The organism is Alistipes montrealensis, assembly GCF_018362775.1.
Classification (GTDB): domain Bacteria; phylum Bacteroidota; class Bacteroidia; order Bacteroidales; family Rikenellaceae; genus Alistipes; species Alistipes montrealensis.
Genome location: NZ_JAGYXY010000002.1, coordinates 360785 through 387427, shown reverse-complemented (window position 1 = coordinate 387427; position 26643 = coordinate 360785). Strand labels below are relative to the sequence as shown.

The following is a 26643-nucleotide window of genomic DNA, read 5'->3' as shown; positions in this document are numbered from 1 at the left end:
GCCCGCAACGGGAGAAGGTGACTCTAATTGACGCAACTTATCTAATATGAAAAAACTCTTTCTGGTCGACGCCTATGCGTTGATTTTCAAGTATTACTATGCTTTTTTGGGCCGTCCCATGCGTAACCGTGCGGGGATGAACACCTCCGTGGTGTTCGGCTTCGTGAAGTTCCTGCGCGACATTCAGAAACGCGAACGGCCCGACCTGCTGGGCGTGGCCTTCGATCCCAAGGGCGGCAGTTTCCGGCGTGACATCTTCCCCGAGTACAAGGCCAACCGGACCGAGACTCCCGAGGACATCCTGCTTTCTGTTCCCTATGTGAAGCGTGTGCTCGAAGCCATGTGCATCCCGATCCTCGAAGTCGCCGGTTACGAGGCCGACGACGTGATCGGGACCCTCTCGCAGNCGAAGAGGTAATAACGGTTTTCGGGCAGCTCGGCGGGTGTAAACCACGCCATGTTTTCAATGATGCCTGCTACCGGGATGTTGACATTTTCGTTGCGGAACATCTCCACACCCCGCACCACGTCGGCAACGGCCACTTGCTGGGGGGTCGAAACGATCACCGAGGCGTCGATTTTCAGTTCGCCGATGATCGACAGGTGTACGTCGCCCGTACCGGGAGGCAGGTCCGCCAGCAGGAAGTCCAGAGTTCCCCACCGGGTTTGGTGAATCATCTGTTTAAGGGCGCTGACCGCCATCGCGCCGCGCCACAGCAACGCATCGGTGGGCTTGATGAAGAACCCGATCGACATCAGGCGGATGTCCATCGATTCGGCCGGGACGATGTGGTCTACCCCGTCTTCCGCCACGGCTTCGGGCACGTAACCCTCCACGCCGAACATCTTGGGCTGCGACGGTCCGTAAATATCCGCGTCGAGTATTCCCACGCGGAAGCCCATGTTCCGCAGGGCGATGGCCAGGTTGGCCGTAACGGTCGACTTGCCTACCCCGCCCTTGCCCGACGCGACGGCGATCACCCGGGCAATGCCGCCCGTGGTGGTCTGCAACTTGGGTTCGGGACGCGGAGCCGCGCCGCCCTCTTTGATGACCACGAGCACTTCCGCACCCGGGAACGCCTCACGCAACAGGGCCTCGGCCTGATTCTTGATCTTCACCGCAAACGGGTCGCGGGCCTTGGCGAAGCGCAGCACGACGGTGACCTTGCCTTCGGCGGATGCCGTATGTTCGATAAATCCGCTCGTGACGATGTCCTGTCCCGTTTCCGGATGGACGACCGATGCAAGCAGTTTTTTGATTCTTTCTTCCATGTCGTATTTCGGTGGTTCGTTTGGACAACGGCAGTACGGACCGGGCGAAAATCCGGATTTATCCGGACTGTGCCGGGGCACGCCTGTCTTTGCCGGTGTTTATCTTCGACAAAGATAACGTATATTTTAGAGAATATATATAGTATATGGATTTATTTTATCGAAAAACGATAAATTTTATTTGTTTTTCGTAAAAAATCGCTATATTTGCGTCATCGCATAAACGAAAGACAACAACAAATTATAACAACTATGAATTTTTTCAAGACTTTTCTGGCAGGGCTTCTCGCGGTCATCGTGGGAACGTTCCTGGTATTTTTCCTGTGGATTTTCATTTTGCTGGGCATAGCCGGTTCGATGGAGAAGAGCGTTACCGTACATCCCGAGTCGATCCTGAAAATCGACTTCTCGGAGATGCTGACCGACGCTCCGTCGTCCGACCCGCTGGCGGGCCTCGACCTGATGACGCTCCAGACCCAGCGGCAGTTGCCGCTCCTGAAGGCGCTCCGCGCCCTCGAAGCTGCCCGTGACGACGACCGTATCAAGGGCATCTACCTGCGGATGAACGGCAACGGCGGCGTTACCGGCTCGGCGATCCTGGAGGAACTCCGCGAAGCGATCGTGGAATTCAAGCAGAGCGGCAAGTTCGTCGTCTCCTACAACGAGGTCTATTCGCAGGGACAGTACTACCTCGCTTCGGCCGCCGATAAGATCTACATGCAGCCCGAAGGCGGCATGCAGTGGTCGGGACTGGCCATGAACCTGATGTTCTACAAGGGTTTGCTGGATAAACTCGACCTCAAGGCCGAAGTGTTCCGCCCCACGGCCTGCAAATACAAGAGCGCCGTAGAACCTTATATCTATAACAAGATGTCCGACGCCAACCGCGAACAGATGCAGAGCCTCGTCAGTTCGATGTGGGGCGTTATCTCCGGAGCCGTCGCCGAGTCGCGCGGAATCGAACTGAAGACGCTGAACGAAATAGCCGACAAACTGGAGGTCGCACTTCCCGAAGACGCCCTCGAAAAGGGACTTGTCGACAGCCTGGTCTACGAAGACCAGATGGACGATATCTTTGCCGAACTGGGTGTCTCTTCCGACTACGATTTCATTACGCTGGGCGACTATGCCGCACAGGTAGGGGCCGACCTGAAAAATATCTCCGCCGATCAGGTGGCTATTGTCTATGCCGACGGACAGATCGTCGACGGCGAGGGCTACGGCAGGGAGATTTACGGCAATACGCTGGCTTCGGAGATCGCCGGCGTGCGTGATAACGAGAAGGTCAAAGCCGTTGTGCTGCGTGTCAACTCCCCCGGCGGAAGCGCATTGGCTTCGGATGTCATCTGGCGTGAAATCGAACTCCTGCGTGCCGAGAAACCCGTCATCGTGTCGATGGGCTCTTATGCAGCCAGCGGCGGTTACTACATCTCCTGCCCGGCCGATGCCATCGTAGCCGACAAAATGACCCTCACGGGTTCGATCGGCGTATTCGGCATGTTCCTCGATACGCGCGATGCCCTGAAAAACAAGCTGGGCATTACTGTCGATGGCGTAAAGAGCAATGCTGCGGCCGACTTTGCCGGTTCGGAACCGCTGTCGCCCGTCCAGCGTGCCATGATCATGCGCGGCGTGGACCGCGTTTATACGACCTTTACCAACAATGTCGCCGAAGGCCGCAACCTGCCCATCGAGAAGGTCCTCGACATCGCCGGAGGCCGTGTCTGGCTGGGTCAGGATGCTCTGGAAATCGGTCTGATCGACACTTACGGAGGTTTGAAAACGGCGATCGCGCTGGCCGTCGACAAAGCGGAATTGGGTGACAACTACCGGGTGGTCGAAGTGAAGGAGGAGCCGACGGGTTTTGCCGCAATCATCGCTTCGCTGAACGTGAGCGTCCGCGAAGCATTCGCCCGTTCGGAACTGGGCCTGATGATGAAGGAGTACAACGCCGTGCGCGAGGCCCTGAGCCAGCAAGGCGTCCTGATGTACTCGCCTTACAAGGTCGAGTTACGCTAACTTCGACCGACGATACGAAAACAGGCGACCCGGAATAGGTCGCCTGTTTTTATGTAAGTATGCGGGTCACTCTGCCGTAAGGGGCGATGTCCGGAACCGCCGGCGGTAGTCGCTGGGCGTGGTTCCGAGATGGCCGCGGAACAGGTGGTTGAAATTCGAGATGTTGCTGAATCCGCACCGGGAGCCTATTTCCGAAATCGGGAGCTGTGTTTCGATGATAAGCTGCGCTGCACGGTTGATGCGGAAACTGTTGATGTACTCCCACAGGTTCTGGTGCGTGCGGCGCTTGAAGTAGCGGCATACCGACGACGGGGACATGCCTACCGCGCGGCCGATCTCTTCGAGCGTGAGTTTCCGGGGATAATTGTCTTCCACGAACAGGACGATCCGTTGCACCCGGTGGTCCTGATACGACCCGCTGTGGCGTGAACCGATCGGTTCGACCTCTTCGGGTGGTGCTGTGGCAAGGTCGTTGAGGATGTTGAAAAAGAGCGAGACGGCTTCAAAACCGCTGAGCTTGGGCAGTTGCAGCATCCGGTCGAGTACGGAGTCGATTATTTTTTTTGAAAAACGCAGTCCTGCCACGGGGCGCAGCAGCAGGTCGCGGATGGGTATCATGTGATCCAGGGCGAGGAGTTTCCACTCCGGCATGTCGTGGCTGAACATGACCGTCGAGGTTTCGCATGCGGCGTCGGCGTACGCTGCGTCACGCTTGAAACAATGCGGTGTGCCGGGATTGATGAGTACGAGGTCTTTTTCGGTGAAATCTTCGACCACGTTGTCCATAATGCGTTTGCCGCGCACGTGAAGTGTCAGGCAGAGCATGTAATCTTCGTGGTAATGGAGCGGCGGATCGGTCTGCTTGTCGGGCCAATAGTGGGTAACGAATAGATTGTTGCTGCCCACAGGTTTAATATCTGCGAGAATCTGCTTCATAGTCGGGCAAATATAACTAATTTTAAACAGAAACGTCCGATCGGGGAGAATATTTTCCGCTTTACACTATCTTTGCATTATGACAGTTATCAGATTGACAAAAGAATTTTCGTTCGAGGCAGCCCACGCGCTCGAGGGATACGACGGACCGTGCCGCGAGATTCACGGTCATTCCTACCGCCTTTTCGTGACGGTTAAAGGCGTGCCGGCGGACGATGCTGCGAACCCGAAATGCGGCATGGTGCTGGATTTCGGCGTGTTGAAACGGATCGTGAACGAGGAGATCGTTTCGCGTTTCGACCATGCCCTGGTGCTGCGCGATACGGAGTCCGGGGCGGAACTCCGGCGTGTGCTCACGGAGCGCTTCGACAATGTCGTTGCGGTAGGTTACCAGCCGACGTGCGAGAACATGCTGGGCGATTTCGCTGCCCGTATCGCCGCCCGACTGCCCGAAGGCGTTGCGCTCCATTCGCTGCGCCTGCACGAAACCGCAACCTCGTTCGCCGAATGGTTTGCCGAAGACAATATGGATTGAAATAAAAAGGGATTCCCGGTGCTGCGGATTTGTGAAAATGCCCGCAACGGGAGAAGGTGACTCTAATTGACGCAACTTATCTAATATGAAAAAACTCTTTCTGGTCGACGCCTATGCGTTGATTTTCAAGTATTACTATGCTTTTTTGGGCCGTCCCATGCGTAACCGTGCGGGGATGAACACCTCCGTGGTGTTCGGCTTCGTGAAGTTCCTGCGCGACATTCAGAAACGCGAACGGCCCGACCTGCTGGGCGTGGCCTTCGATCCCAAGGGCGGCAGTTTCCGGCGTGACATCTTCCCCGAGTACAAGGCCAACCGGACCGAGACTCCCGAGGACATCCTGCTTTCTGTTCCCTATGTGAAGCGTGTGCTCGAAGCCATGTGCATCCCGATCCTCGAAGTCGCCGGTTACGAGGCCGACGACGTGATCGGGACCCTCTCGCAGAAGGGCGTCGAGGCCGGATACGACGTTTATATGGTGACGCCCGATAAGGACTACGGCCAGTTGGTCCGCGACAACTGTCGCATCTACAAGCAGCGCGGCGCCGAAGGGAGTATCGAGATCGTGGGCCGCGATGCGATCCGCGAGAAATACGGCATCGACGATCCGCAGCTCGTGCGCGACATCCTCGCTCTGTGGGGCGATGCTTCGGACAACATTCCCGGTGTGCCGGGCATCGGCGAGAAGAGCGCCTGCAAGCTGGTGCAGGAGTGGGGCACGGTGGAAAACATCCTCGACAACGTCTCGAAAATCAAGGGCAAGCAGGGCGAGAAGATCGCCGAGTGGGCCGACAACCTGCGGCTGGCCAAACGCCTCACGACCATCTGCCTCGATGTCCCGATCCCCTTCCGCGAGGAAGACCTCACGGTCTGCGAGCCCCATATCGACGAATTGCGCGGGGTCTTCGCCGAACTCGATTTCAAAGCTTTTATAAACGATTTGGCAAACCTCGCGCCTGCCGAGGAACTCCCCGAAGGGCCGCGCCAGGAGGCGCAGACCCAGTTGGCGGAGATGGCCCGCGCCAAGTCGGCCGCGGCGAAAAAGGCCGCGCTGGCGGGCCAGGGCAACCTGTTCGGCGACCCGGTCGTGCCGCTTCCGTCGATGCAGGAGGTTCCCGTGGCCGAACTCCAGGCCGAAGCCGAGGCGATGCAGTTCAAAACAGCCCAGAATACCCCCCATGAGTACACGCTGGTGGAGAATGCCGCGCAGTTGCGGGAGGTGATTGCCGAGGTCGGCAAATACCCCGAATTCTGCTTCGACACCGAGACCACGGGCTTCGACATCTTCAACGACCGCATCGTCGGCCTGTCGCTCGCCGTGGAGCCTTTCAAGGCGTGGTACGTGCCTTTCAGGGAGGAGAATATCGCCGAATACACCGAGATCGTGCGGCCGCTGTTCGAAAATGAAACGATCGCCAAGATCGGCCAGAACATCAAGTTCGACCTGATGGTGCTGCGCCGGCTGGGCATCACGATCCGGGGCCGCATGTACGACACGATGATCCTCCACTACCTGCTCGATCCCGAGTCGCGGCACAACATGAACGCCCTCTCGGAAAAATACCTCAATTACAAACCGATTGAGATCGAAACGCTCATCGGCAAGGGCTCGAAACAACTGACGATGGACCTTGTAAACGTCGAGCGCGTCAAGGAGTACGCCGCCGAAGACGCCGACGTGACGCTGCAGCTCAAGCAGGTGCTCTACCCCATGGTCGAAAAAATCGGGCTCCAGCACCTCTATTTCGAGATCGAGGAACCGATGATCGCCGTACTTGCCGACATCGAAATGGCGGGCGTAAGGATCGATTCCGAAGCGCTGGCCGTGTACGCCGTCGAGTTGAACCGCAAACTCGCGGAACTGGAGGCGGTGATCCGCATCGAGGCGGGCGAGCCGAATCTGAATATCAACTCCGCCCGCCAGCTGGGCGAGGTGCTGTTCGGCAAAATGCGTATCGCCGAGAAGCCCAAGATGACCAAAACCAAGCAGTTCTGCACGGACGAGGACTATCTCCAGTCGTTCGCCCACAAACACCGCATCGTCGACCTGATCCTCGAATACCGGGGCGTGAAGAAACTGCTTTCCACCTATGTCGAGGCGCTGCCCCAGCTGGTCAACCGTACCACGGGGCGTATCCACACCTCGTTCAACCAGGCTGTGACCGCCACGGGGCGTCTTTCGTCGACGAATCCCAACCTGCAGAACATCCCCGTCCGCGACGACATGGGCCGCCGCATCCGCAAGGCCTTTATTCCGTCGGACGACGACCACCTGCTGCTCTCTGCCGATTACAGCCAGGTCGAACTGCGCCTGATGGCCCATCTCTCGGGCGACGAGTCGCTGATTGCGGCTTTCGAGCACGGTGAGGACATCCACTCCGCCACGGCTGCCAAACTTTTCAACAAAACGCTCGAAGAGGTGACCTCCGAAGAGCGTCGCCGGGCCAAGACGGCCAATTTCGGCATCATCTACGGTATTTCGGCCTTCGGCCTGAGCCAGCGGCTCGAAATTCCCCGCAAGGAGGCCAAGGACATCATCGACGGCTATTTCGCCTCCTATCCCGGGGTCAAGGAGTATATGGACAACGTGGTCGAGAAGGCCAAGGAGGAAGGGTTCGTATCGACGATTTTCGGCCGCCGCCGTTACCTCAACGACATTTCGTCGCACAATGCTATTGCCCGCGGCCTTGCCGAGCGCAATGCCGTGAACGCCCCGATCCAGGGCTCTGCAGCCGACATTATGAAGATCGCCATGATCAACGTTCACCGCCGGTTCGCCGCCGAGGGCATCCGCTCGCGGGTGATCCTGCAGGTGCACGACGAATTGGTCGTCGACATGCTCCGCTCGGAGCAGGAGCGCGTCACGGCGATCGTCACCGAATGTATGGAATCGGCCGCGCAGCTCAAAGTCCGGCTGATTGCCGATGCAGGAGTCGGAAATAACTGGTTGGAAGCTCATTGATTGTGAATATTTTCGCAATCAATGAGCCGTGCGCATCTATGCTGACAATCCCTCTGAATCTCCCTTTGGGAAGGGAGACTTTTGAGCGTTAAATTTTACAACTATGATCGAATCACCCTATCAACCGTCGCCGGACCGTTATGCGAACGGTATGGTTTACCGGCGTGCCGGGCGCAGCGGCGTGCTCCTGCCGGCCTTTTCGCTGGGTATGTGGCACAATTTCGGCAGCGAGCAGACCTTTTCCAAGGTGCAGCAGATGGCGCACTACGCCTTCGACCGCGGAATCACCCATTTCGACCTTGCCAATAATTACGGACCGGCCTATGGCACGGCCGAAGCGAATTTCGGCCGCCTGATGGAACGGTCGTTCCGCCCCTACCGCGACGAAATGTTCATCGCGACCAAAGCGGGTTACGACATGTGGCCGGGTCCCTACGGCAACTGGGGGTCGCGCAAATACCTTATGGCGAGTCTCGACCAGAGTTTGCGCCGCATGAAACTCGACTATGTGGATGTCTTCTATTCGCACCGCCACGATCCCGAGACCCCGCTCGAAGAGACCCTCCAGGCATTGGTCGACATCGTCCGCCGCGGCAAGGCACTTTACGTCGGATTGTCGCGCTACCCGCTCGAAGCCGCGCGTTTTGCGTTTCGTTACCTTGCCGAGCGTGATGTTCCCTGTCTCGTTTTCCAGGATAAATACAACATTTTCAACCGTCAGCCCGAGACTTCGGGCGTGCTGTCGCTGGCCGCCGCGTCGGGCTCGGGGTTCGTCGCCTTTTCGCCGCTGGCCCAGGGGCTGCTGACGGGGCGTTACCTCGACGGCGTTCCGCAGGATTCGCGCATGGCCGCAGGCCGTTCCTTACAGCGCGACGTGCTGACCGATGCCATGCTCGAACGCCTCCGCGGCCTGAACGACATCGCCTGGCAGCGCGGTCAGACGCTGGCCGAAATGGCGCTGGCGTGGCTCCTGCGCGACAACCGCGTTACGTCGGTGATCATCGGCGCCAGTTCCACGGCGCAGATCGAAGACAACCTGCGGGCCCTGGAGAACGCCTCTTTCTCCGCGGAGGAACTGGCGCGTATCGACGCTCTTTCGCGGGAATAACCAGCTTCCGGAACCGAAAAAAGAGACCCGCTTTCCTCAGAAAGCGGGTCTCTCGTCTATGCGTAGGAATTACTCTTCCGGTTTGAGTCCGATGTAAAAGACATATCCGTAATACGTTCCGTATTTTCGGTAATGCTCCCTCTCCTCTCCCATCAGGCCGGCCATCCTGACGGCGACCGGGCTGTGGCCCTGCTCCTCCAGGAAGCCGGGGATGCGCGCGGCGACCGGATCGAAATAATTGTCCGTCCAGCAGGTTGCGGGCAGGATGAAATGGGCCAGCGGTGCATATCCGGCGTTTTCCAGGATGCGGATTTTTGCCGAGGGGGTGTCGATGTCGGGGAAATTGTCCCGAATGAACGCCGACTCCGGGAGTGTTTTGGCCGAGAGCCACGAGCACTCCGTCACGGCGATCGCGCCGCCGGGTTTGAGCATTCGCCGCCACTCGGTCAGTCCCCTTTCGAAACCGATGTTGTAGATCGAACCTTCGGCCCAGATGATATCCAGTGAATTGTCGGCGAACGGCAGGTCGTCCATTGAGCCGACGATGCCCGTAACCTTGTCACTCAGACCTGCTTTCTGCATCCGTGCGCCGAGTCCGGCGATCATTTCGGGCAGCAGGTCGACGGCCGTGATCGTGCCGTCCAGGTGCCGGGCGAGTACTTCGGTCTGCCGTCCCGTACCGCAGCCGATGTCGGCGATGCGCAGTCCCGTGCGGTTCGTGTCGATAAATTCCAATGCCCGGAGAGTCTGTTCGTCACTGCCGGGACCCTGTCGGTCGATGCCGCAGAAAAAGTTTGCTATGAGGGTGAAATCGAATTCGAAAATCGGTTCTTTGTTTTCTTTGTTCATGTTTTTTTGATTTTGTGCCGTACGTCGACGGCAGGAAATTGTACATAAAAACTCCTCCGGACAGAGTCGTCCGGATGTGCGAAGAAAACGGAATCCATTTTAAGGCATGGATTCCTACGATGCCGAATCCTTTTTAAACATCCAATAGTTTTGGTTTTGCAAAGTTACGCACAAAATTCCGAAATGCCAAAAAACGCTGAGGCGGTGGCGGACGCCCTTGGTGGCGCGGGATAAAATTGAAAGCACCGGACCCTGCAAAAAGGTCCGGCGCTTCCTGTCGAGGCGTCACCCGCGGCGTCAGAAAGAGATACCGACGCGGATTCCGAAGTTATTGATGTTGTTGATCGAGTAGGTCAGCACGTCGCCGCTGTTGGTTGCGTAGCTGTAATAGAGCGCTACATGGAACCCCAGCCGGTAGTCGGGCCTCGGGAAGATCGACACGCCGATTTCAGGCGAGAGATAGAATCCCCAGGTGTCGGTGTACTGCTTGATGATGTAGTAGTAAGACGACATTTCGGCGTAATTAGCGCCCAGTTTCAGTCCTGCATAGGGCTGGAATACACTGTCGGTAAGCCAGTTGTAGCGACCCGTGACACCGAACGGCAACTGGAACAGCGCGTGTTTCTGGTTGGTGGTCAGAGCCGAGCCGTTGCCCAGGTCGAGCGTCTGGCGCTCAATGGTCTGAAGATTGGTCTGGTAGGAGATAAACGGACCTACGGTGATTGCCGGCGTTACGAAGTAGCCGCCTTCGAAGTTCATGCCCCAGCCCGAAGTCTTGTCGGCGAAATCGGCGCCCAGAGGCACGCCTACCTGCCAGTCGATGTTGATGTACGTGTTGGGGAATACCTGCGCTTTGCCCGGCATGGCTGCGGCGAGCATGAAGACGCAGAAAGCGATGGTTTTGAGGTATTTCGATGTTTTCATAATCGGACGATTTTTTGCTGTTAAACTATTTGGCCAAGTAAGGCGACTGTTCGAACGCCTGCTCGACGGCGGCGATCGTGCGCTGCTGGTTGAGGTCGGCGTCGGAGGTCAGCAGGCCGCCGATAAAGCTGTCCCACACGATGGGCAGTTTCTTGCCGCTCTCCTGGTCGGCCTGAAGATCCAGCATTTCCATCAGCAGCGAACCGGCGGTGTATCCGTAGTAAACGCTGTAAGGATAGTGCCAGCCTACCCAGTCGCCCCAGTAGCCGGGAGCCCAGTAGTAGGGATAGTACCACCACCAGTAAGGATAGTCATAGCCTACGAAGTAGGTCACTTTCTTGACATAGCTGAGTTGGATACCCACGCTGGCAGCATCTTTGTCTTCGGTGCGTGTGTAGCCCGCATCGTCGAGTTTGCCGGCCACCGTGCCGACGATCGCCAGTGCGTCGGCGTCTTTCCAGTATTCGGTTTTGTCGCTGTTCCCGATAATGAGGATGCTGTCGGGGAGGTAGTAAGTGTCGATCGCGGCGAAGTCGGTGCCGGTATCGTGAGCGGTGTAGACCAGATAATCCCTGTGGAGATCCGACGTCGAGGGTTCTTTCTGGCACGAGCAGAACGCAACTACAACGAGTGCGAGTGCAATGTAACGGATTTTTTTGACGTTCATGGTGTTTGAAATTTTTTTGGTTTGCTGTCCTGCATGTCGTTTCAAATTTCGTTCCCCGCGCGAACGTTTGGCGTTCCGAAGCCCGAAACGTGTATAAATGAGCCGTTTTCGGGGCGCGAAAAAACCGGAACACCCCGCAGGGAATCCCGGTTGAACATTGGTGTTTTTGCAGGTCAGAAACCGAACGCCTTGCCGTCGCTGACGCAGATCAGGCCGCGGCCGGCACGGAACGCTTCGGCGATTTCGTCTTCGCCCTTGGCGATTTTGCAGCGTGTCACGTCCGGGTTTTCAACGTTGTTCACGCGCAGGCGGCCTACCTGTTGACGCATCATTATCCCGCCGACGGCGCTCTCTTCGTAAACCAGGAAGAGGTCGCCGACCTTAACGCCCATCTGCGTGCCGCTGTGGATGTACAGTTCGCGGATGCGGCCCTTTTTGTCGGGTGCGCAAAGGTCGAGGATCAGCGTTTCGAACTTGAAGTTGCGGTCGATGTAATACCCCAGCGAACCGCGGATGCGGGTCAATGCCGCCATATCGGCATCGGTGGCCGCCGGAGCCGTGGCCGTCAGGGTATAAGGCTCGTCGGGCAGCCGTTTGCCCAGTTTGAGGTCGAGGCCCGAAATGACGACGCGGAACGTGGCTTTAAAGCCCTGGCGGGGCGGGTTTTTGCTGTCCGTCGGCGGCAGTTGGGCGTGTTCGAATTTGTAATCCACAATCGCCCCGCTGACGAGGTATCGCGCGCCTTCTGCGGCGGCCTGCGGGGCGCGCAGTTCCAGAAAGGCACTCATGTCGGCCGCAGCATTCTCCGGGGTGGTGACGCCGGGTCCGGGAACCGGCCCGGCCGCCGAACGTTCAGCGTCGATGACGTTATGGCGTCCCCGGTCGGCAAAAGCCCCGAGGACATATCCGCGCAGCGTTTCGGCATAAGGAGCCGGAACGGCCCGGTTGTGGAAAAAGAGATCGACGATCACCGTCTCTTTTTCCGGGGCGGGATTTTGCGCCGAAGTATTGCCCGCTGCGAAAACAGCGGCCGCACAGGCAAAAAAGTGAAGAAGTTTCATGGAATGAAGAGTTTCGTTTGCGGGGTAAAGATACTGTTTTTCCGGCATTTCCGCCGATTTCGGGTTCGAAGGGCCCTATTTTTGTCTCCCCGGGAATCATTTTTTGTAAATTATGTTATCTTTGTCTTGAGTCCTACTGCAATAACTGAATTATTATGAGCCGATACGATAACAGCTCCCGGGAGGAGTTGATCCGCCGGATCGAGGAACTTGAACAGCGACTCGGTCCGGAGGACAGGTCGGCAGAACGCTTCCGGGAGCGTTATGCCTGCAAGATTCTCGATTCCATTCCCGATATGCTGACCGTGCTCGACCGGCGGGGACAACTCGTCGAGTTGGTGTCTTCAGACGAAACCAACCATGTCGGCGCTCCGAGCAGTGAGATCGTCGGCCAGAATATCCGGGAGATGCTCTCTCCCGAGGCGTACCATAATGTGCGCAACAACCTTGAAAACGTCTTTGCCACGGGTTACGGCTCTTCGTCGCACCATGACATCACACTCGAAGGCATAACCCATAACTACGAAAACCGCATCTTTCCGCTCGACGGCGAGCATGCGCTCTGTATTTGCCGCGACATTACCGATGCCGAGGTGGCCAAGCACGAGTTGGAGATGGTCAAATACGCGCTGAACAATGTCGACGAGGAGATTTACGCCTGCGACCTCGACGGCACGATGGAGTACGCCAACGAGCAGTACCGCCTGCGCCACAATATTACGGACGAACTCTCCGGCCACAAGGTCTACGAGTTTTGGTCGTTCAAGGGTACGAAGCAGCAGTGGGAGGACCGCCTGCGGAAAATCCGCCGTGACGGGGGATCGCACAAGTATACCGTGCGTTTTAAGGACGGCCAGGGCCGCATCATGGCCTGGGACGTTGTGGCTTATATCATCTACGACCATTTCAAGGAGCGCGAGATCGTCTGGTTCTTCGGCCGCGACGTGACGCTGCGCATCGAACACGAGAACAAGGTCAAGGAGATGAATTCGATCCTCGACAGCATCCTCAACAACATTCCGGTTTATCTTTTCGTGAAGGATCCCGGCAACGATTTCCGCTATCTCTACTGGAACCGGGCTTTCGCCGAATATTCGGGCATTCCGGTCGAGAAGGCGATCGGGCATACCGATTCGGAGATTTTCCCCAATCCGAAGGATGCCGAGCATTTCCGCCGCGACGACCTGGAGTTGCTGCGAACGGGCGAACGGGTGACCTTTGTGGAGGAATACGTCAACACGGCGGGCGAAACGCGCATCGTCAACACCTCGAAATCGCTGGTTCCGGTCGAAAACCGCCTGCCGCTCATCATCGGCGTGTCGTGGGACATCACGGACCTGAAAAATGCCGAACTGGAGATCGTCGAGGCGCGTATCCGCGCCGAGGAGTCCGATAAACTCAAGTCGGCGTTCCTGGCCAACATGAGCCACGAAATCCGTACGCCGCTCAATGCCATCGTAGGCTTCGCCAAACTGATCGGATCGGCCGAGACCGAGGAGGAGAAAGAGCAGTATGCCGAGATCATCGACACCAACTCCGATTTGCTGCTGCAACTGATCAACGACATTCTCGACATCTCGAAGATCGAGGCCGGGACGCTCGAATTCAAGTTCAAACCGATGAACCTCAACGAACTGTGCCGTTCGGAATACGAGGTCCACAAAACGCGTTTGAAACCGGGCGTGGAGCTTGTTTTCGAGGAGAAATACGAGAATGTGCAGATCGTCTGCGACCAGAACCGGCTGGCGCAGGTTATCACCAACCTGGTGAACAATGCCGCGAAGTTCACTGAGAGCGGTTCGATCCGTTTCGGGTTCGATATCTGCGGCGACCATATCGAGTTCTACGTTCAGGACTCGGGCGTGGGTATTCCGCCGGAGAAGGTGCGGACCATTTTCGACCGTTTCGTCAAACTGAACGATTTTGCCTCGGGAACCGGACTCGGGCTGGCTATTTCGAAAATGATCGTCGAGCGGATCGGCGGAACGATCGGCGTCGAATCGGAGGTCGGCAAGGGAACGCGGTTCTGCTTTTCGATTCCGATGGAGCACCGGGACCTTCCGGCGGAGGATGCCGGTGCTGCTCCGGGAGAGAAGGGGGCTTCGGGCCGCTGGACGCTGCTTGTCGGCGAGGATTCCGACCCGAGTTTCCGGCTGATCGAAGCTGTTTTGAGCCGGAGTTTCCGGCTTGTGCGCGCCGTTACGGGGGCTGAGGTCGTGGAGCAGTTCGAACGCGTGCGGCCCGATGCCGTACTGATCGACGTGCGTCTTCCGGTGATGGACGGGCTCGAAGCTACGCGCCGTATCCGGGCTGTGTCGCCGGATGTTCCGATCGTGGCCATGTCGGCCTATTCCTATGCCAACGACGCCGGCCTGGCGAAGGAGGCCGGCTGTAACGACTTCCTGATCAAACCCTTGTCGCAGTACTCGCTCAACAAGGCGCTGAACAGCGTGTTGGTCGACTTGAAAAAAGCATGACCGTTCCGGATAAAAAAATCCGCACACCGTTGAAGTGTGCGGATTTTTCGTGTCCTTTGCCTCCCTCCGGTCTACCGGTAGTGGTGTGAAATTAGGGTCATGAACTCTTCGCGCGTGCGGTGGTCGGAGAGGAAAATACCCGTGAACGCCGATGTCGTGGTGGCCGACTGCTGTTTTTCGATGCCGCGCATCTGCATGCACATGTGGCTGGCTTCGATCACCACGGCTACTCCCATCGGGTTCAGCGCCTCCTGGATACAGTCGCGGATCTGCACCGTCAGCCGTTCCTGCACCTGCAGGCGGCGGGCGAAGCACTCCACTACGCGCGCGATCTTCGAAAGTCCCGTAATATGGCCGTTGGGGATATAGGCTACGTGGGCCTTGCCGTAGAAAGGCAGCATGTGGTGTTCGCACATCGAATAGAGTTCGATGTCCTTCACGAGCACCATCTGTTTGTATTCTTCGCGGAAAGTCGCCGAGCGGATGATTTCCAGCGGATTTTCGTCGTACCCCTTCGTCAGGAACGACATGGCTTTGGCCACGCGCTCGGGGGTTTTCTGCAATCCCTCGCGTGCGGGGTCTTCGCCCAGCAGGCGCAGTATTTCGGTGTAGTGGAGCTTCAGCGCTTCGACGGTCGCCGGGTCGAACCGTTCCTCCTTATCGTAATTTTTCAGTTCCATGGGTGCAAAGATAACGATTTTTATCGGTTCATAATCCAGTCCATGACCTGCGATGTCCGTGCGGCTGAAATTCCGGTTGAGGGACAATGCCCTTCGCCGCGCAGTTCGGCCACGATCGTTTCGATCAGCGGACCCTGGATGTGTTCGGGCTGTTCGATCCGGAAAAACTCCGTGCCTTGCGCCGTCGTCAGTTCGATGGGGCTGAACTCAAAGGTGCTGAACCGGATGATGCCGTTGCGTCCCGTGATGGTGACCGTGTCTTCGGCGGCTTGGGGCGGGGCCGCGAAACACCAGGTCCCGGTCCCCGTGACGCCCGATTCGAAGCGCAGGGTTGCCGTGACGGTGTCGGCCACGTCGTAAAATCCGCCGCGGTTCGTTTTGTATCCTTTGGCGTCGGCGATCTCCCCGAGCAGGAAATCGAGGATGTCAAGCGTATGCGGGGCGAGGTCGTAGAAATAACCCTCCCCGCCGACCTCCCGGCACAGCCGCCACGGACGATTTACCGCATCGCGGTCCTCTGCTCTTTCCGGGCGGAAGTGGCGGATGCCGACCGTCAGCGGTTTGCCGACGGCGCCCCCGTCGAGCAGCTCTTTTACCTTCAGGAAATAAGGCAGCGCCCGGCGGTAATAGGCTACGAAAAGCTTCTGCCCCGCCTTTGCCGCCGCGTCGTTCATCGCTGTGCACTCGGCATGGGTCATCGCCATCGGTTTCTCGACGTAGGCGGGTTTGCCGGCTTCGAGCACCTGCCGGGCCAGCCGGCAGTGCGTGTCGGGCGGAGTCGCTATGTAGACGATGTCCACCTCCGGATCGGCGATCAGTGCCGCTGCGTCGGTGTAGCTTTTCCGTACGCCGTGACGTTGCGCGAAATCGGCGGCTTTTTCCGCATCGCGGCGCATGACGGCCACCAGTGCGGAGTGCTTCGTTTTGTACATCGGCGGGCCGCTCTTGCGTTCGCAGACATTGCCGCAGCCCACGATTCCCCAGTTGACGTTTTCCATAAGGTTATTTTTCAATCGAATGGAGATATGCCGCCAGTTTGCGCACGGCGCGGGCGCGGTGCGAAACGGTGTTTTTCTCCTCGGTGGTCATTTCGGCGAAGGTCTTCGTGTAGCCGTCGGGAACGAACAGCGGGTCGTAACCGAATCCCTCGTGCCCGGCCTCATGGTCGATGATCCGCCCTTCGACAATCCCTTCGAAAAGGTGTTCTTCGTCGCCCAGGAGCAGCGAAATGACCGTACGGAAACGCGCCCGGCGGTTCTGTTCGCCTTCGAGATTTCTCAGCAGCAGGCGGTTGTTGGCCGCAAAGTCGTGCCCGTCGGTGGCGTAGCGCGCCGAATGGACGCCCGGAGCTCCGCCCAGCGCTTCGACCTCGAGGCCCGTGTCGTCGGCGAAACAGTCCAGCCCCGTGCGGCCGCGCAGGTAGTGCGCCTTCTGCGAGGCGTTGCCTTCGAGGGTCTCCTGTTCTTCGGGAATCTCCTCCGTAACGCCGCAGTCGCGGGGTGTCACGAGCGTATAGGCGTCGCCCAGCACGGCCTGTACTTCCGTGAGCTTGTGGGCGTTGTTGGTGGCGAAAAGTATTTTCATCGGTTGCTGTTTTGGACAAAGGTACTATTTTTCTGGGAAACCGGGCGCAAGGCCCGCTTCCCGGGCCGCACGTGCAAATTCGTAGTGTTCGTAGCGGCTGCGGACGCCGCCGTCGCCGAGCACATAGAGATCGTCGCAGATGCCGTCGAGCGGCGTGAGCGAATCCGCCGCGACGAGCAGCGTCCGTCCTTCGGAGCCGAGTTGCAGGATCAACTGCTGCAAGACGAAAACGCTCTCGATGTCGAGTCCCCGGAAAGGCTCGTCGAGCAGCAGAACCTGTTTGCGCCGCATTAGCGCCAGGACCAGCGCCAGCCGTTTTTGTTCTGCCGGGGACATCGCCGCGGCTTCGGCGTCCGGCGTTACGGGCAGCCGCCGTAGAAACGGCGCAGGATCGGCCCCGGGTGTGTAGCGGCGCACGAGGTCGAGGTAATCCCCCGCTGTCAGTCCCGGCCAGAAATGCGGTTCTGCCTCCAGATAAGCCATATCGCGCTGTCGCAGGGGATGTCCGTGGGCGGATATATGTCCCGATTCGGGCTTCAGGAGCCCGTATACGGTCCGAAGCAGCGTGCTGCGTCCCTCGCCCGCGATACCGTGGACGGCGTTTGCGGTGAGGAGCATCGTCACGCCGTCGAGCGGCGTCCGCTCCCCGTCGCGGACCCGGATTGCGTCAATCGTAATCATGGAGGTAACGGTTGAGGTTGCGTTCGGCCCTGAGGGTGTAGCTTACCAGGAGGCAAAGGCTCAGCGGCAGCAGCAGGGGAACCAGGAATCCTGCGACGCCGAGTTTGGCGGCGAGCGGCCGGCGAGCGGCCCTGCGGGGCTCGTAGCAGGCGTATTTGGCCGTGACGAAGTAGAACAAAGCCAATGCCGCCGACGGGACCCATGCTGCGGCCATCCACGCTGTTCCGGGCCATAGAATGAGGTTTAGGACGGCGAAAGGCAGCGACAGCAGGAAATAGTTGCGCCAGGCCGTTAATGTCTTTTGGGCGAGAAACCGCGCCGCCCCCGTTTCGGGCAGCAGCACGAGTTGCAGCGGCTCGTTGCCGGCGTAAAACGTTCCGCACAGCAGGGCCGCCAGGAAAAGCGCCGGGAATCCGGCATAGGGCACACAGGCGCAAACGGCCAGTGCGGCGGCGACTGTCCCGGCAGCGGCCGGATGACGCCGCAGGGTTGCCGTCCACTCGGGCGATCCGCCCAGCAGGCTGATGCGCAACAGCCGCCCGGAGTAGATGTGCCGCTGTTTTCGGGTTGGCATGGTTATCTGACGGCCTCCAGTTTTTCGAGTTTGTCGTCGAGGTCGATCTTGTCGATGATCGTCTTTACGAGTACGTCCATCTCCGACCCCGGGGAGTAGTCCGCCGGGCAGACGTGGCTCACGCGGTTGTCGTGGATCAGCGAGGTCATCTCCTTGCGCGCTCCCTTCTGGTCGGGGTTGTAAACGGCGATCGAGTGTCCGCCGAAGTTCTTTACCAGCCGCATGCAGGGGATGTCCGTGGTTCCGTCGCCGACGTAGATCATGTGCTTGAACGGCACGGGACGCTCGTTTTCGGGAATATAGCGGTTGACCATCTTGCTGTCGAAAACCGATTCCACGCCCTTGTTGATCTTGAACATGAACTGCGTCTTGTTGGTGTAGTTGACCGCCACGGCAGGCCAGTAGGCAATGCCGTCCACGTCGTAGAGGAACGAGCAGGCGTAGATTTTGCGGAATTCGTGGGCGATCTCCGTCCCTTCGATAATCTCTTTCAGGCCCGAGGAGTTGATGTAGTGCAGAATCCGGATTCCCCGCTGTTCGCCGTAGGCGTTGATCCGCGAAAACCACTCCTTCACGCCGTTGAACAGTGTCACGCGGCGTCCCGAATCCTGGAACGCTTCGCGGCGGAGCGACAGGCCTTTGGATTTGGCCTCCTGAATCATCCGGGCCATGTAGGTGAGGACCATGTCGGCGTCCTGTTCTTCGGCGAGCGAGTTGGCTTCGGCCCAGAAGTCCTTGTTGCTTTTGCCGACCGCCGGAATGAAGTCGTACTCCTGCATGTTGCCCGGGGCAAGCGTTCCGTCGAAGTCGTAGATGAGCGCTATGGTGAATCTGAATTCCATTGTTTTCAAAGTTTTTGATTCTCAAAGATAACTTTTTTTCGCTACTTTTGCAAAAACGGCGCACCCCGGTTGCAAGGTCGGGCGGTGCGTGTGTTCTGCCGGGGTGCGGCCTTGTTGAACCGGAGCCCCTTTTTCCGAAATAACGTAAGAAAATACAATCGATTATGGAATTCAAGGAATTAATTGCAAAACGCCGCTCGGTCCGCAAATTCTCGAACCGCACGGTTCCCCGCGAAGTCGTGGACCGCATCCTTCACGAGACTCTCTCGGCTCCTTCGGCGCGCAATACGCGTTCGACGCGCCTCATGGTGGTCGATGATCCTGCGCTGGTGGCCCGCATGGCCGACATGCGCGATTACGGCTCGGCATTTATGAAGGATGCGCCACTGGCGGTCCTCGTGCTGGGTGAAACCTCGGCAAGCGACCTGTGGCGCGAAAATGCCGCGATTTCGGCGACGGTGCTGCAACTGGCCTGTGTCGACGAAGGACTCGCCTCGTGCTGGGTCCATGTCAACGGACGGCCCCGCCGCAAGGACGCTCCCGACGGCGAGAAGGCCGCCGATTACCTGCGCACGTTCCTGCCTGTTCCCGACGGTTGCGAACCTCTCTGCGCCATCGCCCTGGGCTATTCCGATTTCACCCCTGCCCCGCTTCCGCCCGCGGACGACAAAGAGCGGATCATACGGCTCGGATAAACTGAAAAAGGACGCCTGCAAGGCGTCCTTTTCTATATCAGCGTAATGTGTTTTCGCAGGATGTCGAGAACCTGTTTTTTAAGCTGCGGAGCGCTGATCGGCTTGGGCATGTAGCCCGTAAAGCCGTTCTGCATGATCTTCTGTTCGTCGGAAGCGTAGGCGTAGGCCGTTACGGCGACGATCGGGGTTCCGGGGGCGAATTTGCGTATTTCCGCCGCGGCCTCGTAGCCGTTCATCACCGGCATGTTGATGTCCATCAGGATCAGGTGGGGATGCTCCGTGCGGCACAGTTCGACAGCCTCCTGTCCGTTCCAGGCGTGGCGCAGGCGGTAGTCGTGGCGCAGGATCGTTTCGAAAAGGCGGTAGTTGCTTTCGTTGTCTTCGGCGACGAGAACCGTCAGTTTGTCCTTCTCGACCGAGCATGCCGGAGCCTCTTCGCGCGGGACCTCGCTGGGCTTGCCCACGGTGTAAGGGAGCGTGAACCAGAAGGTCGTGCCTTTTCCCTCCTCCGATTCGACGCCGATCTCCCCGCCGAGGTGCTCGACGATGCTCTTGCAGATCGGAAGTCCCAGTCCTGTGCCCTGCTTGAAGGAGTTGAGTTTGACAAAGCGTTCGAAAACAAGTTTTTGGCCCTCGGCCGAAATGCCGCATCCCGTGTCGGTGACGTAGAAGTAGAGTTGGCTGCCCCGGACCTTGTAGCCGAAGCGGATCGACCCCTGGCGGGTGAACTTCGAAGCGTTGGTCAGCAGGTTGATCAACAGTTGCGAAAGCCGGTTGCGGTCGGAGTGGAACTGGCATTCGTCGAGTCCGGGTTCGAAAACCAGGTCGACGCCTTCGGGGACTTTCATCAGGAAGATACTCTCCTTTTCGTGCATCAGATCGTTCAGGTCGAAGTCCGAGAAGTTGAATTCCAGCGTTCCGGCCTCGATCTTCGAGAGGTCGAGTATGTCCCCGATCAGTTGCAAAAGCAGCGTGTTGTTGTTCTCGATGATCGAGATGTACTCTCGTTTCTCCTGTTCCTCTTCGGTTTCGGCGAGGATTCCCGAGAATCCGACGATGGCGTTGAGCGGCGTGCGGATTTCGTGGCTCATGTTGGCCAGGAACGCCGACTTGAGCCGGTTCGACTCTTCGGCGCGGTCGCGGGCCGAGAGGAGCTCCTCCTCCATCTGCTTGCGCGAGGTGATTATCAGCGACGATCCGACGAGGTTCAGCGGGCGTCCCTCTTCGTCGCGCTGGTCCACGACGGCCTGGGCTTCGACCCAGTCCAGATGCCAGTGTCCTCCGGCATCGGAAGCTACACGATACTCTTCGCGCACCTTCTCCTTCCGCCCGGCAATCAGATCGTCGTAGGCGCGGCGTACCCGCTCGCGGTCCTCTTTGTGGATTTTCGCGAAATAACTCCCTTCGGGGACCGACAGTTGTATGTCGGCATCGGGATTGGCCAAAAGCTGCTGGTTGCGCACCGATTTGTTGACATCGCACAGGATCGTGCCGTTCTGCAGGTCCCACTTCCACGGGACGATGTTCGCCACGTCGAGCGCCATCGAGAGTTTGTGGTTGATCGAGTCGAGTTTCTTCTGCGTCTGGTGGAGTGCCGTACCGTCGAGGCAGAAGATGTCGATGTGGTCGGCGACATACGAGCGGTTGATGACGACCTCGTAGAAGGCGTCGCGCGGCTTGAAATAGACGGGATAGGTGATAGTCCGGTTTTCAGTCAGCGCGATGTTGATAAGCCGCAGGAACTCGGTCATCGGGTAGGGAAAAAGTTCGCTGCCCGGTTTGCCGATCACCTTTTCCCGGGCGGTGAAAAGACGCTCGAAATGGGTGTTCACGTCGCAGTAAATCACATCCGCAGGGGTATGGTCCTTGTCGAAGACGACCTTTGCCTGGATGTAGACGATCGGCATGTTGTTGAACAAGTTCGAATAGCGGGCTTGGCTGTCCGATTCGCGCCGGCGGGCCGTATCTACGTTGTGCAGCATGCGGATGCGCCACTGCTGGATGATGCTGAAGGCCAGCAGCAGCAAAACGATCCCGCCGATCGCCCATTTGTACTGTTCGAGCGCTGAAACCGGTTTGTTGTAGAAAAGCGTGTTTGCCGGACAGGTATGGGGCGAAAGGTTTTTGCGTTCGAGGGTCGTATAATCGAACACCGGGCGGGGGTCTTTGGGGGTGTAGAACGGAATGTCGCGCGGCTGATGGCCGGCGAGGACGGCGTCGATGGCCGAAATGATCTGCGTGTTCACCTCTGTATCGTCGTACACATAGCCTCCGACGAGCCCGCCGTCGCGGATGTCTGCGGGCATCAGCGCGAACATCGGGGCCTGCACGCTGGCGATGACGCGGTAGGAGTCGGTGACGGGAACGACGTTGGTCCCGATCTTTTTCGTGAAGTGCCATGACGAGAAGAGAACGCCCGTGCGGCGGTTGTCGATGCGGTTGAGCGAGTCGAGCAGTGCCTCGGTCGACATGCTGTCCGCCGAATAGAAGCGGTAGTCGATGTGCGGGAATTCGCGATGCAGCAAATCGCGCAGGTCGTTGTCGGCCTGCTGGTTGATGTAACGACTGTCTCCGATGAAGATCAGCGAATCCATGCCCGGGATCATCCGGCGCATCAGCTCGACGTTCTCGCGCAGGTAGAACGGTGTCCGGATCAGTGTGATGTTGTCTGCTTCGGCTTTGTCGAGCAGTGGCTTGCGTTCTTCGGGTTGGATTGCCCGGCGTTGTATATATGCACTTTCGGGGGCGATATAGTCGAATTCCGAACAGAAAATAAGCGGTACGCCGGGCCAGGTTTGTTTCACGAAGTCGCGCAGTACGGCAATCGGGGCGCCCAGCAACACCAGCATGCGGGGCGGATTTTTGCCGTATTCCCGCAGCAGGTTGTTCTTGAAGGCTTCGATCTCCCCCATCTCGTTGTTCTTGATTCTCATCAGCAGCGAGTTCATGTTCTCGGTGTATACCTCGAAATTGTCCACATGATCGATATGTGTGACGATGTTGTTGATGATGTTGCGGCTCCAGGGCGACGATTCGGTGTAGGTATTCAATACCAGCATGTAATCGCGCTTGTCGCCCGGAGGGCTGCTCGTCGCTTCGGAAAATGGGTGTGCCAGCAGGCAACTGAAAAGCATGATTCCCGCCAGGACGCGGAGCGGAATGCCGGACGCTTTCTTCAGAAGATTCATGTTTTTGAAATGCAGGTTGCCGGGTTTCCCCGGCCGTGACGCGTTGTATCAAACGACAAAGTCCGGAACGCAACTCCGGACCTTGTCGTGAAAGTGTGATTTTTTATCTGTTCAGTACCGGTTTTATATCTTTGATACGGAGTTGTGTGGTCACCGTACCCCGGTAGTGGTTTTCGACAATCTGGTAACATACGTCGATCGGGCGTCCCGAGCGCACCCATTCGTAGTGCAGGGGCTGCTGGAAGGCGATCGCCTGGATCTTGGTATTGGGTTTCTGCCGCTGCATCAGGTCCATGCGCAGGTGTTCGCACTCCATGCCGACGAGTTTGGCGTCGCCGTGGTTGCTCACGCCGTAGGTCGCGAAGACCGGCGCCGTGTTGCCCGGCCCGAAGGGCTGGAAGCGGTTGAGGTCCTTGCGGAACGTCGGCGTGATGTCGGAGAAGAGCAGTTCGCTGTCGATGTCCACCTGCGGAACGAGCATCTGTGGGTCGATGTTCTCCTCCACGTAGGCATTGAACCGCCGGGTGAACTCCTCGACCCGTTCCGGGCGCATCGTCAGCCCTGCGGCGTACATGTGTCCGCCGAAATTCTCCAGCAGGTCCGAGCAGGATTCGACGGCCTGATACAGGTCGAATCCCGGAACCGAACGCGCCGAGCCGGTCACGAAACCGTTGCTCATCGTCAGCACCACCGTCGGGCGGTAATAGGTTTCGATCAGGCGCGAAGCGACGATCCCCACGATGCCCTTCATCCACCGGGGATTGTAGATCACCGTGCTCTTGAGGGCTTTCATTTCGGGATTGCCTTCGATGTAGTCGTGCGCCTCCTGCGTAACGGAGCGGTCGATCGACTTGCGGTCCTGGTTGTAGGCGTCGATCACGCTGCCGAACTCTTCGGCGATCGACTCGTTACCCTCGATCAGCAGTTCGACGGCGGCGTGCCCGCCCGAAGGCGATGCGTTTTCGTCGTTCTCGTCCATTCGCATGCGGCCCGCGGCGTTGATGCGCGGCCCGATCTTGAAGACGATGTCGTCGATGGTGATGTTGTGTTTGTCCAGTCCGCAGATCTTGATGATCGACAACAGTCCTTTCGACGGCTCGCGGTTGAGGTTCTTCAGGCCGAAATAGGCCAGAATACGGTTCTCGCCCACCAGCGGCACGATGTCCGAGGCGATCGAGACGACCAGCAGGTCCAGCAGGGGCAGGATTTGCTCGAAGGGCATGCGGTTTTTCTGGGCATAGGCCTGCACGAGTTTGAATCCTACGCCGCAGCCCGACAACTCGTCGAACGGATAGGAACAGTCGACCCGCTTGGGGTCCAGAACGGCTACGGCCTTGGGAATCTCCTCGGCCGGGAGGTGGTGGTCGCAGATGATGAAATCCACGCCTTTCGTCTTCGCATAGACAACCTTTTCCGTGGCTTTGATGCCGCAGTCCAGGGCGATGATAAGCCCCACGCCCTTACGGGCGGCAAGGTCGATACCTTTGATCGATATACCGTATCCTTCGGTATACCGGTCGGGGATGTAGAACATCAGGTTTTTGTGCCCGATCTGGCGCAGGAACTTGTAAACCAGCGCAACGGCCGTACAGCCGTCCACGTCGTAGTCGCCGTAAACCATGATTTTCTCATTGTTCGCAACGGCCCGTTCGACCCGCTCGACCGCCTTCTCCATATCCTTCATCAGGAACGGATCATGCAGGTCGGCGAGGCTCGGTTTAAAGAACTTCTCCGCCTTTTCTACGGTGTCTATGCCTCTTTGTACGAGCAGATTGGCCAGTACGGGCGAGATCCGCAGAGCGGCAGCCAGCATGGCCGCCGTCGCGGGGTCGCCCTGTGGCTTCACTACCCAGCGTTTTTCTATAGGCATACGAATTGTTATTTATATATTTTAACATTTAAAATCTCACTTAAAAATTGCACAACCTGCGATTTTACTTCGCTCATTCCGATTTCGCGGCCCGTTTCGGCGGCAATCGACGTGACGCCCCGGTCGGTGAATCCGCAGGGGTTGATGCGCGAGAACCACCTTAGGTCGGTCGTGACGTTCAGGGCGAACCCGTGCATGGTGACATAACGCGACGAACGGACTCCTATTGCGCAAATCTTGCGCGGCCGAGCCTTTCCGGGGTCGATCCAGACTCCCGAAGCCCCGGCGATGCGTCCCGCTGCAATGCCGTATTCCGCGACCGTGCGGATCACGGCTTCTTCCAGTGCTTCGATGTACTCCCTCAGGCCGATCCCGAGCTGTTCGAGGTCGAGAATCGGGTAGCAGACCAACTGCCCCGGGCCGTGGAAGGTGATGTCGCCGCCGCGGTCGATGTGAAAGAACTGTGCGCCCATCCCCTTGAGCGTTTCCCGGGCGATGAGCAGGTTTTCGGCGTGTCCGCTTTTCCCCAGCGTGTAAACCGGCGGATGTTCCACCAGCAGGATCGTCCCTGCGTTGTCTCCGGGGGCGTTTTCAGTGTCCGGGACAAGGCTCGAACCTGCTCCGCCTGCGCGTTTACGGGCCACCCTGGCGTCGAACAACTCCTGCTGCAAGTCCCAGCAGGTTTTGTAGTCCATGCATCCGAGGTCCCGGCAGGAGGCTTTCATCGCTACAAACTTTTTACGCTTTGCAGGGCTTCTTCGGCCATATACGACGAGCGGACCAACGGCGCACTCGCACAATAGCTGAAACCCATTTCAAGCGCCCGGAGTCTGTACCATTCGAATTTTTCGGGAGTGATATACGCCGCTACGGGGTAGTGCTCCAGAGTAGGCCGAAGGTACTGACCGAGTGTTACAATCCGCACGCCTGCGTCGCGCAGGTCATGCAGGGTTTGCAAAACTTCATCATCGCTCTCGCCAAGTCCGACCATCAGTCCGCTTTTCGTTACGACGCCCTGTCCGTTCAGGTAACGCAGGGTCTCCAGGCTCGTGTTGTATTTGGCCCTGGAGCGCACCACGGGGGTCAGTCGCTCGACGGTTTCGATGTTGTGCCCGATGATATCGGGCTTCGACGCGATAACTACGTCCAAGAGGTCGGGTCGTGCGTCGAGATCGGGAATAAGGAGCTCAATTACGGCGTCGTTGTTTTGTGACCGGATGGCCTCCACGGTTGCCGCCCAATGGGCAGCTCCGCCGTCGGGGAGGTCGTCGCGTGTCACGGAGGTTACGACGACATACCTCAGTTTCATCAGTGCGACGCTTTCGGCCACCTTTCGGGGTTCCTCGGCGTCGGGAGCAAGGGGATGTCCCGTTTTGGTTGCGCAGAAACGGCAGCCACGGGTGCAGATGTCGCCCAGAATCATAAATGTCGCTGTTCTCCGGCTCCAGCATTCGGCCTGGTTGGGACACCTGCCGCTGCTGCAAATCGTATGCAAATTGTGTTTTTCGACGATCTGCCGCACTTCGCCCCATTCGGGAGTGCGGTGGAGTCGGATTTTCAGCCATCCGGGTTTTTTCAGTACATCTACCTTGTCATAAAACTTCGGCATTTAAGTTCATTATTTTCCAATTGATGCAAAAATAAGAAAAAAGATTGGATATTCCTTGTGATCGGCCCATTTTCTTCCGCGATGCCCTGCAGGAGTTCGTGACGGGGCAT

The 26643-nt window shown here is 58.2% G+C and carries 22 protein-coding genes and 1 pseudogene; 7 read left to right on the top strand and 16 right to left on the bottom strand.

Going from position 1 to position 26643, the window contains the following annotated elements; genetic code table 11:
* Nucleotides 1–46: 46 nt before the first annotated feature.
* Nucleotides 47–406 (top strand): annotated as a pseudogene (locus KG007_RS04790) (5'-3' exonuclease); the annotation flags it as partial.
* Here KG007_RS04790 and KG007_RS04785 read toward each other — a convergent pair.
* Nucleotides 370–1272 (bottom strand): Mrp/NBP35 family ATP-binding protein, encoded by a 903-nt coding sequence (locus tag KG007_RS04785; RefSeq protein WP_249413241.1) that lies wholly within the window; start codon nucleotides 1270–1272, stop codon nucleotides 370–372. The pseudogene KG007_RS04790 and the gene KG007_RS04785 sit on opposite strands and share 37 nt — an antisense overlap.
* Nucleotides 1273–1524: 252 nt before the next feature.
* Here KG007_RS04785 and sppA point away from each other — a divergent pair, with 252 nt between their 5' ends.
* Nucleotides 1525–3291: a signal peptide peptidase SppA gene (gene sppA / locus KG007_RS04780; protein ID WP_213347550.1), complete on the top strand. Its 1767-nt coding sequence runs from the start codon at nucleotides 1525–1527 to the stop codon at nucleotides 3289–3291.
* A 66-nt stretch (nucleotides 3292–3357) separates the two neighbouring features.
* Here the strand turns inward: sppA and KG007_RS04775 are convergent, their stop codons facing one another.
* Nucleotides 3358–4227 (bottom strand): helix-turn-helix domain-containing protein, encoded by an 870-nt coding sequence (locus tag KG007_RS04775; RefSeq protein ID WP_195459297.1) that lies wholly within the window; start codon nucleotides 4225–4227, stop codon nucleotides 3358–3360.
* Nucleotides 4228–4306: 79 nt separating this feature from the next.
* On the opposite strand from KG007_RS04775, the gene KG007_RS04770 reads away from it, so the two are divergent.
* The 3 genes from KG007_RS04770 to KG007_RS04760 all read left to right on the top strand — a co-directional run bounded on the left by KG007_RS04770 (nucleotide 4307) and on the right by KG007_RS04760 (nucleotide 8832).
* On the top strand, nucleotides 4307–4762 hold the full coding sequence (locus KG007_RS04770) for a 6-pyruvoyl trahydropterin synthase family protein (RefSeq protein WP_195459300.1): 456 nt from the start codon (nucleotides 4307–4309) through the stop codon (nucleotides 4760–4762).
* Between the two features lie 85 nt (nucleotides 4763–4847).
* Nucleotides 4848–7724, top strand: coding sequence for a DNA polymerase I (gene polA / locus KG007_RS04765; RefSeq protein ID WP_213347549.1), 2877 nt, complete (start codon nucleotides 4848–4850; stop codon nucleotides 7722–7724).
* A gap of 103 nt (nucleotides 7725–7827) precedes the next feature.
* Nucleotides 7828–8832: an aldo/keto reductase gene (locus KG007_RS04760; RefSeq protein ID WP_213347548.1), complete on the top strand. Its 1005-nt coding sequence runs from the start codon at nucleotides 7828–7830 to the stop codon at nucleotides 8830–8832.
* Between the two features lie 69 nt (nucleotides 8833–8901).
* Here KG007_RS04760 and KG007_RS04755 read toward each other — a convergent pair whose 3' ends face one another.
* The 4 genes from KG007_RS04755 to KG007_RS04740 all read right to left on the bottom strand — a co-directional run bounded on the left by KG007_RS04755 (nucleotide 8902) and on the right by KG007_RS04740 (nucleotide 12333).
* Nucleotides 8902–9681: a class I SAM-dependent methyltransferase gene (locus tag KG007_RS04755; RefSeq protein ID WP_213347547.1), complete on the bottom strand. Its 780-nt coding sequence runs from the start codon at nucleotides 9679–9681 to the stop codon at nucleotides 8902–8904.
* A gap of 297 nt (nucleotides 9682–9978) precedes the next feature.
* Complete coding sequence (locus tag KG007_RS04750) at nucleotides 9979–10605, bottom strand: outer membrane beta-barrel protein (protein ID WP_195459310.1); 627 nt, start codon at nucleotides 10603–10605, stop codon at nucleotides 9979–9981.
* A 25-nt stretch (nucleotides 10606–10630) separates the two neighbouring features.
* The gene (locus KG007_RS04745; protein WP_195459313.1) at nucleotides 10631–11272 is read right to left on the bottom strand and encodes a DUF4136 domain-containing protein; all 642 of its coding nucleotides are present in this window, start codon (nucleotides 11270–11272) and stop codon (nucleotides 10631–10633) included.
* 173 nt (nucleotides 11273–11445) lie between these two features.
* Nucleotides 11446–12333 (bottom strand): hypothetical protein, encoded by an 888-nt coding sequence (locus KG007_RS04740; RefSeq protein WP_213347546.1) that lies wholly within the window; start codon nucleotides 12331–12333, stop codon nucleotides 11446–11448.
* A gap of 155 nt (nucleotides 12334–12488) precedes the next feature.
* On the opposite strand from KG007_RS04740, the gene KG007_RS04735 reads away from it, so the two are divergent.
* Entirely contained in the window at nucleotides 12489–14810 is a 2322-nt protein-coding gene (locus KG007_RS04735) for a PAS domain-containing protein (RefSeq protein ID WP_213347545.1), read from the top strand.
* A gap of 71 nt (nucleotides 14811–14881) precedes the next feature.
* Here KG007_RS04735 and folE read toward each other — a convergent pair whose 3' ends face one another.
* From folE to KG007_RS04705, 6 genes are read right to left on the bottom strand one after another with little or no spacing between them, the layout of a single operon-like run.
* Nucleotides 14882–15490 carry a GTP cyclohydrolase I FolE gene (folE, locus tag KG007_RS04730; RefSeq protein WP_195459327.1) on the bottom strand — a complete coding sequence of 203 codons (609 nt, stop codon included), beginning with the start codon at nucleotides 15488–15490 and terminating at the stop codon, nucleotides 14882–14884.
* A gap of 20 nt (nucleotides 15491–15510) precedes the next feature.
* A complete protein-coding gene (locus KG007_RS04725) occupies nucleotides 15511–16488 on the bottom strand; it encodes a Gfo/Idh/MocA family protein (protein WP_213347544.1) in 978 nt (325 codons plus the stop codon).
* 4 nt (nucleotides 16489–16492) lie between these two features.
* Nucleotides 16493–17074: an RdgB/HAM1 family non-canonical purine NTP pyrophosphatase gene (gene rdgB, locus KG007_RS04720; protein ID WP_195459332.1), complete on the bottom strand. Its 582-nt coding sequence runs from the start codon at nucleotides 17072–17074 to the stop codon at nucleotides 16493–16495.
* 24 nt (nucleotides 17075–17098) lie between these two features.
* Nucleotides 17099–17755, bottom strand: coding sequence for an ATP-binding cassette domain-containing protein (locus tag KG007_RS04715; protein ID WP_195459334.1), 657 nt, complete (start codon nucleotides 17753–17755; stop codon nucleotides 17099–17101).
* Complete coding sequence (locus KG007_RS04710; protein WP_213347543.1) at nucleotides 17742–18329, bottom strand: hypothetical protein; 588 nt, start codon at nucleotides 18327–18329, stop codon at nucleotides 17742–17744. The genes KG007_RS04715 and KG007_RS04710 overlap by 14 nt, the downstream gene beginning before the upstream one ends.
* 2 nt (nucleotides 18330–18331) lie before the next feature.
* A complete protein-coding gene (locus tag KG007_RS04705) occupies nucleotides 18332–19171 on the bottom strand; it encodes an HAD family hydrolase (protein WP_195459340.1) in 840 nt (279 codons plus the stop codon).
* Nucleotides 19172–19335: 164 nt separating this feature from the next.
* Between KG007_RS04705 and KG007_RS04700 the strand changes: the two genes are divergently transcribed.
* The gene (locus KG007_RS04700; RefSeq protein ID WP_213347542.1) at nucleotides 19336–19866 is read left to right on the top strand and encodes a nitroreductase family protein; all 531 of its coding nucleotides are present in this window, start codon (nucleotides 19336–19338) and stop codon (nucleotides 19864–19866) included.
* Nucleotides 19867–19898: 32 nt separating this feature from the next.
* On the opposite strand, the gene KG007_RS04695 is transcribed toward KG007_RS04700, so the two are convergent.
* From KG007_RS04695 to lipA, 4 genes are all read right to left on the bottom strand, one after another.
* Complete coding sequence (locus KG007_RS04695; protein ID WP_213347541.1) at nucleotides 19899–23054, bottom strand: ATP-binding protein; 3156 nt, start codon at nucleotides 23052–23054, stop codon at nucleotides 19899–19901.
* Between the two features lie 103 nt (nucleotides 23055–23157).
* Entirely contained in the window at nucleotides 23158–24924 is a 1767-nt protein-coding gene (gene recJ / locus KG007_RS04690; protein WP_195459347.1) for a single-stranded-DNA-specific exonuclease RecJ, read from the bottom strand.
* Between the two features lie 8 nt (nucleotides 24925–24932).
* Complete coding sequence (lipB, locus tag KG007_RS04685) at nucleotides 24933–25649, bottom strand: lipoyl(octanoyl) transferase LipB (RefSeq protein ID WP_213347540.1); 717 nt, start codon at nucleotides 25647–25649, stop codon at nucleotides 24933–24935.
* Between the two features lie 2 nt (nucleotides 25650–25651).
* Nucleotides 25652–26533: a lipoyl synthase gene (gene lipA, locus KG007_RS04680; protein ID WP_213347539.1), complete on the bottom strand. Its 882-nt coding sequence runs from the start codon at nucleotides 26531–26533 to the stop codon at nucleotides 25652–25654.
* Nucleotides 26534–26643: the final 110 nt, after the last annotated feature.

Bases quoted from the DNA above. Each gene is read 5' to 3' on its own strand.
- sppA (WP_213347550.1), top strand. From the start codon at position 1,525: ATGAATTTTTTCAAGACTTTTCTGGCAGGGCTTCTCGCGGTCATCGTG.
- KG007_RS04775 (WP_195459297.1), bottom strand. From the start codon at position 4,227: ATGAAGCAGATTCTCGCAGATATTAAACCTGTGGGCAGCAACAATCTA.
- KG007_RS04770 (WP_195459300.1), top strand. From the start codon at position 4,307: ATGACAGTTATCAGATTGACAAAAGAATTTTCGTTCGAGGCAGCCCAC.
- polA (WP_213347549.1), top strand. From the start codon at position 4,848: ATGAAAAAACTCTTTCTGGTCGACGCCTATGCGTTGATTTTCAAGTAT.
- KG007_RS04760 (WP_213347548.1), top strand. From the start codon at position 7,828: ATGATCGAATCACCCTATCAACCGTCGCCGGACCGTTATGCGAACGGT.
- KG007_RS04755 (WP_213347547.1), bottom strand. From the start codon at position 9,681: ATGAACAAAGAAAACAAAGAACCGATTTTCGAATTCGATTTCACCCTC.
- KG007_RS04750 (WP_195459310.1), bottom strand. From the start codon at position 10,605: ATGAAAACATCGAAATACCTCAAAACCATCGCTTTCTGCGTCTTCATG.
- KG007_RS04745 (WP_195459313.1), bottom strand. From the start codon at position 11,272: ATGAACGTCAAAAAAATCCGTTACATTGCACTCGCACTCGTTGTAGTT.
- KG007_RS04740 (WP_213347546.1), bottom strand. From the start codon at position 12,333: ATGAAACTTCTTCACTTTTTTGCCTGTGCGGCCGCTGTTTTCGCAGCG.
- KG007_RS04735 (WP_213347545.1), top strand. From the start codon at position 12,489: ATGAGCCGATACGATAACAGCTCCCGGGAGGAGTTGATCCGCCGGATC.
- folE (WP_195459327.1), bottom strand. From the start codon at position 15,490: ATGGAACTGAAAAATTACGATAAGGAGGAACGGTTCGACCCGGCGACC.
- KG007_RS04725 (WP_213347544.1), bottom strand. From the start codon at position 16,488: ATGGAAAACGTCAACTGGGGAATCGTGGGCTGCGGCAATGTCTGCGAA.
- rdgB (WP_195459332.1), bottom strand. From the start codon at position 17,074: ATGAAAATACTTTTCGCCACCAACAACGCCCACAAGCTCACGGAAGTA.
- KG007_RS04715 (WP_195459334.1), bottom strand. From the start codon at position 17,755: ATGATTACGATTGACGCAATCCGGGTCCGCGACGGGGAGCGGACGCCG.
- KG007_RS04710 (WP_213347543.1), bottom strand. From the start codon at position 18,329: ATGCCAACCCGAAAACAGCGGCACATCTACTCCGGGCGGCTGTTGCGC.
- KG007_RS04705 (WP_195459340.1), bottom strand. From the start codon at position 19,171: ATGGAATTCAGATTCACCATAGCGCTCATCTACGACTTCGACGGAACG.
- KG007_RS04700 (WP_213347542.1), top strand. From the start codon at position 19,336: ATGGAATTCAAGGAATTAATTGCAAAACGCCGCTCGGTCCGCAAATTC.
- KG007_RS04695 (WP_213347541.1), bottom strand. From the start codon at position 23,054: ATGAATCTTCTGAAGAAAGCGTCCGGCATTCCGCTCCGCGTCCTGGCG.
- recJ (WP_195459347.1), bottom strand. From the start codon at position 24,924: ATGCCTATAGAAAAACGCTGGGTAGTGAAGCCACAGGGCGACCCCGCG.
- lipB (WP_213347540.1), bottom strand. From the start codon at position 25,649: ATGAAAGCCTCCTGCCGGGACCTCGGATGCATGGACTACAAAACCTGC.
- lipA (WP_213347539.1), bottom strand. From the start codon at position 26,533: ATGCCGAAGTTTTATGACAAGGTAGATGTACTGAAAAAACCCGGATGG.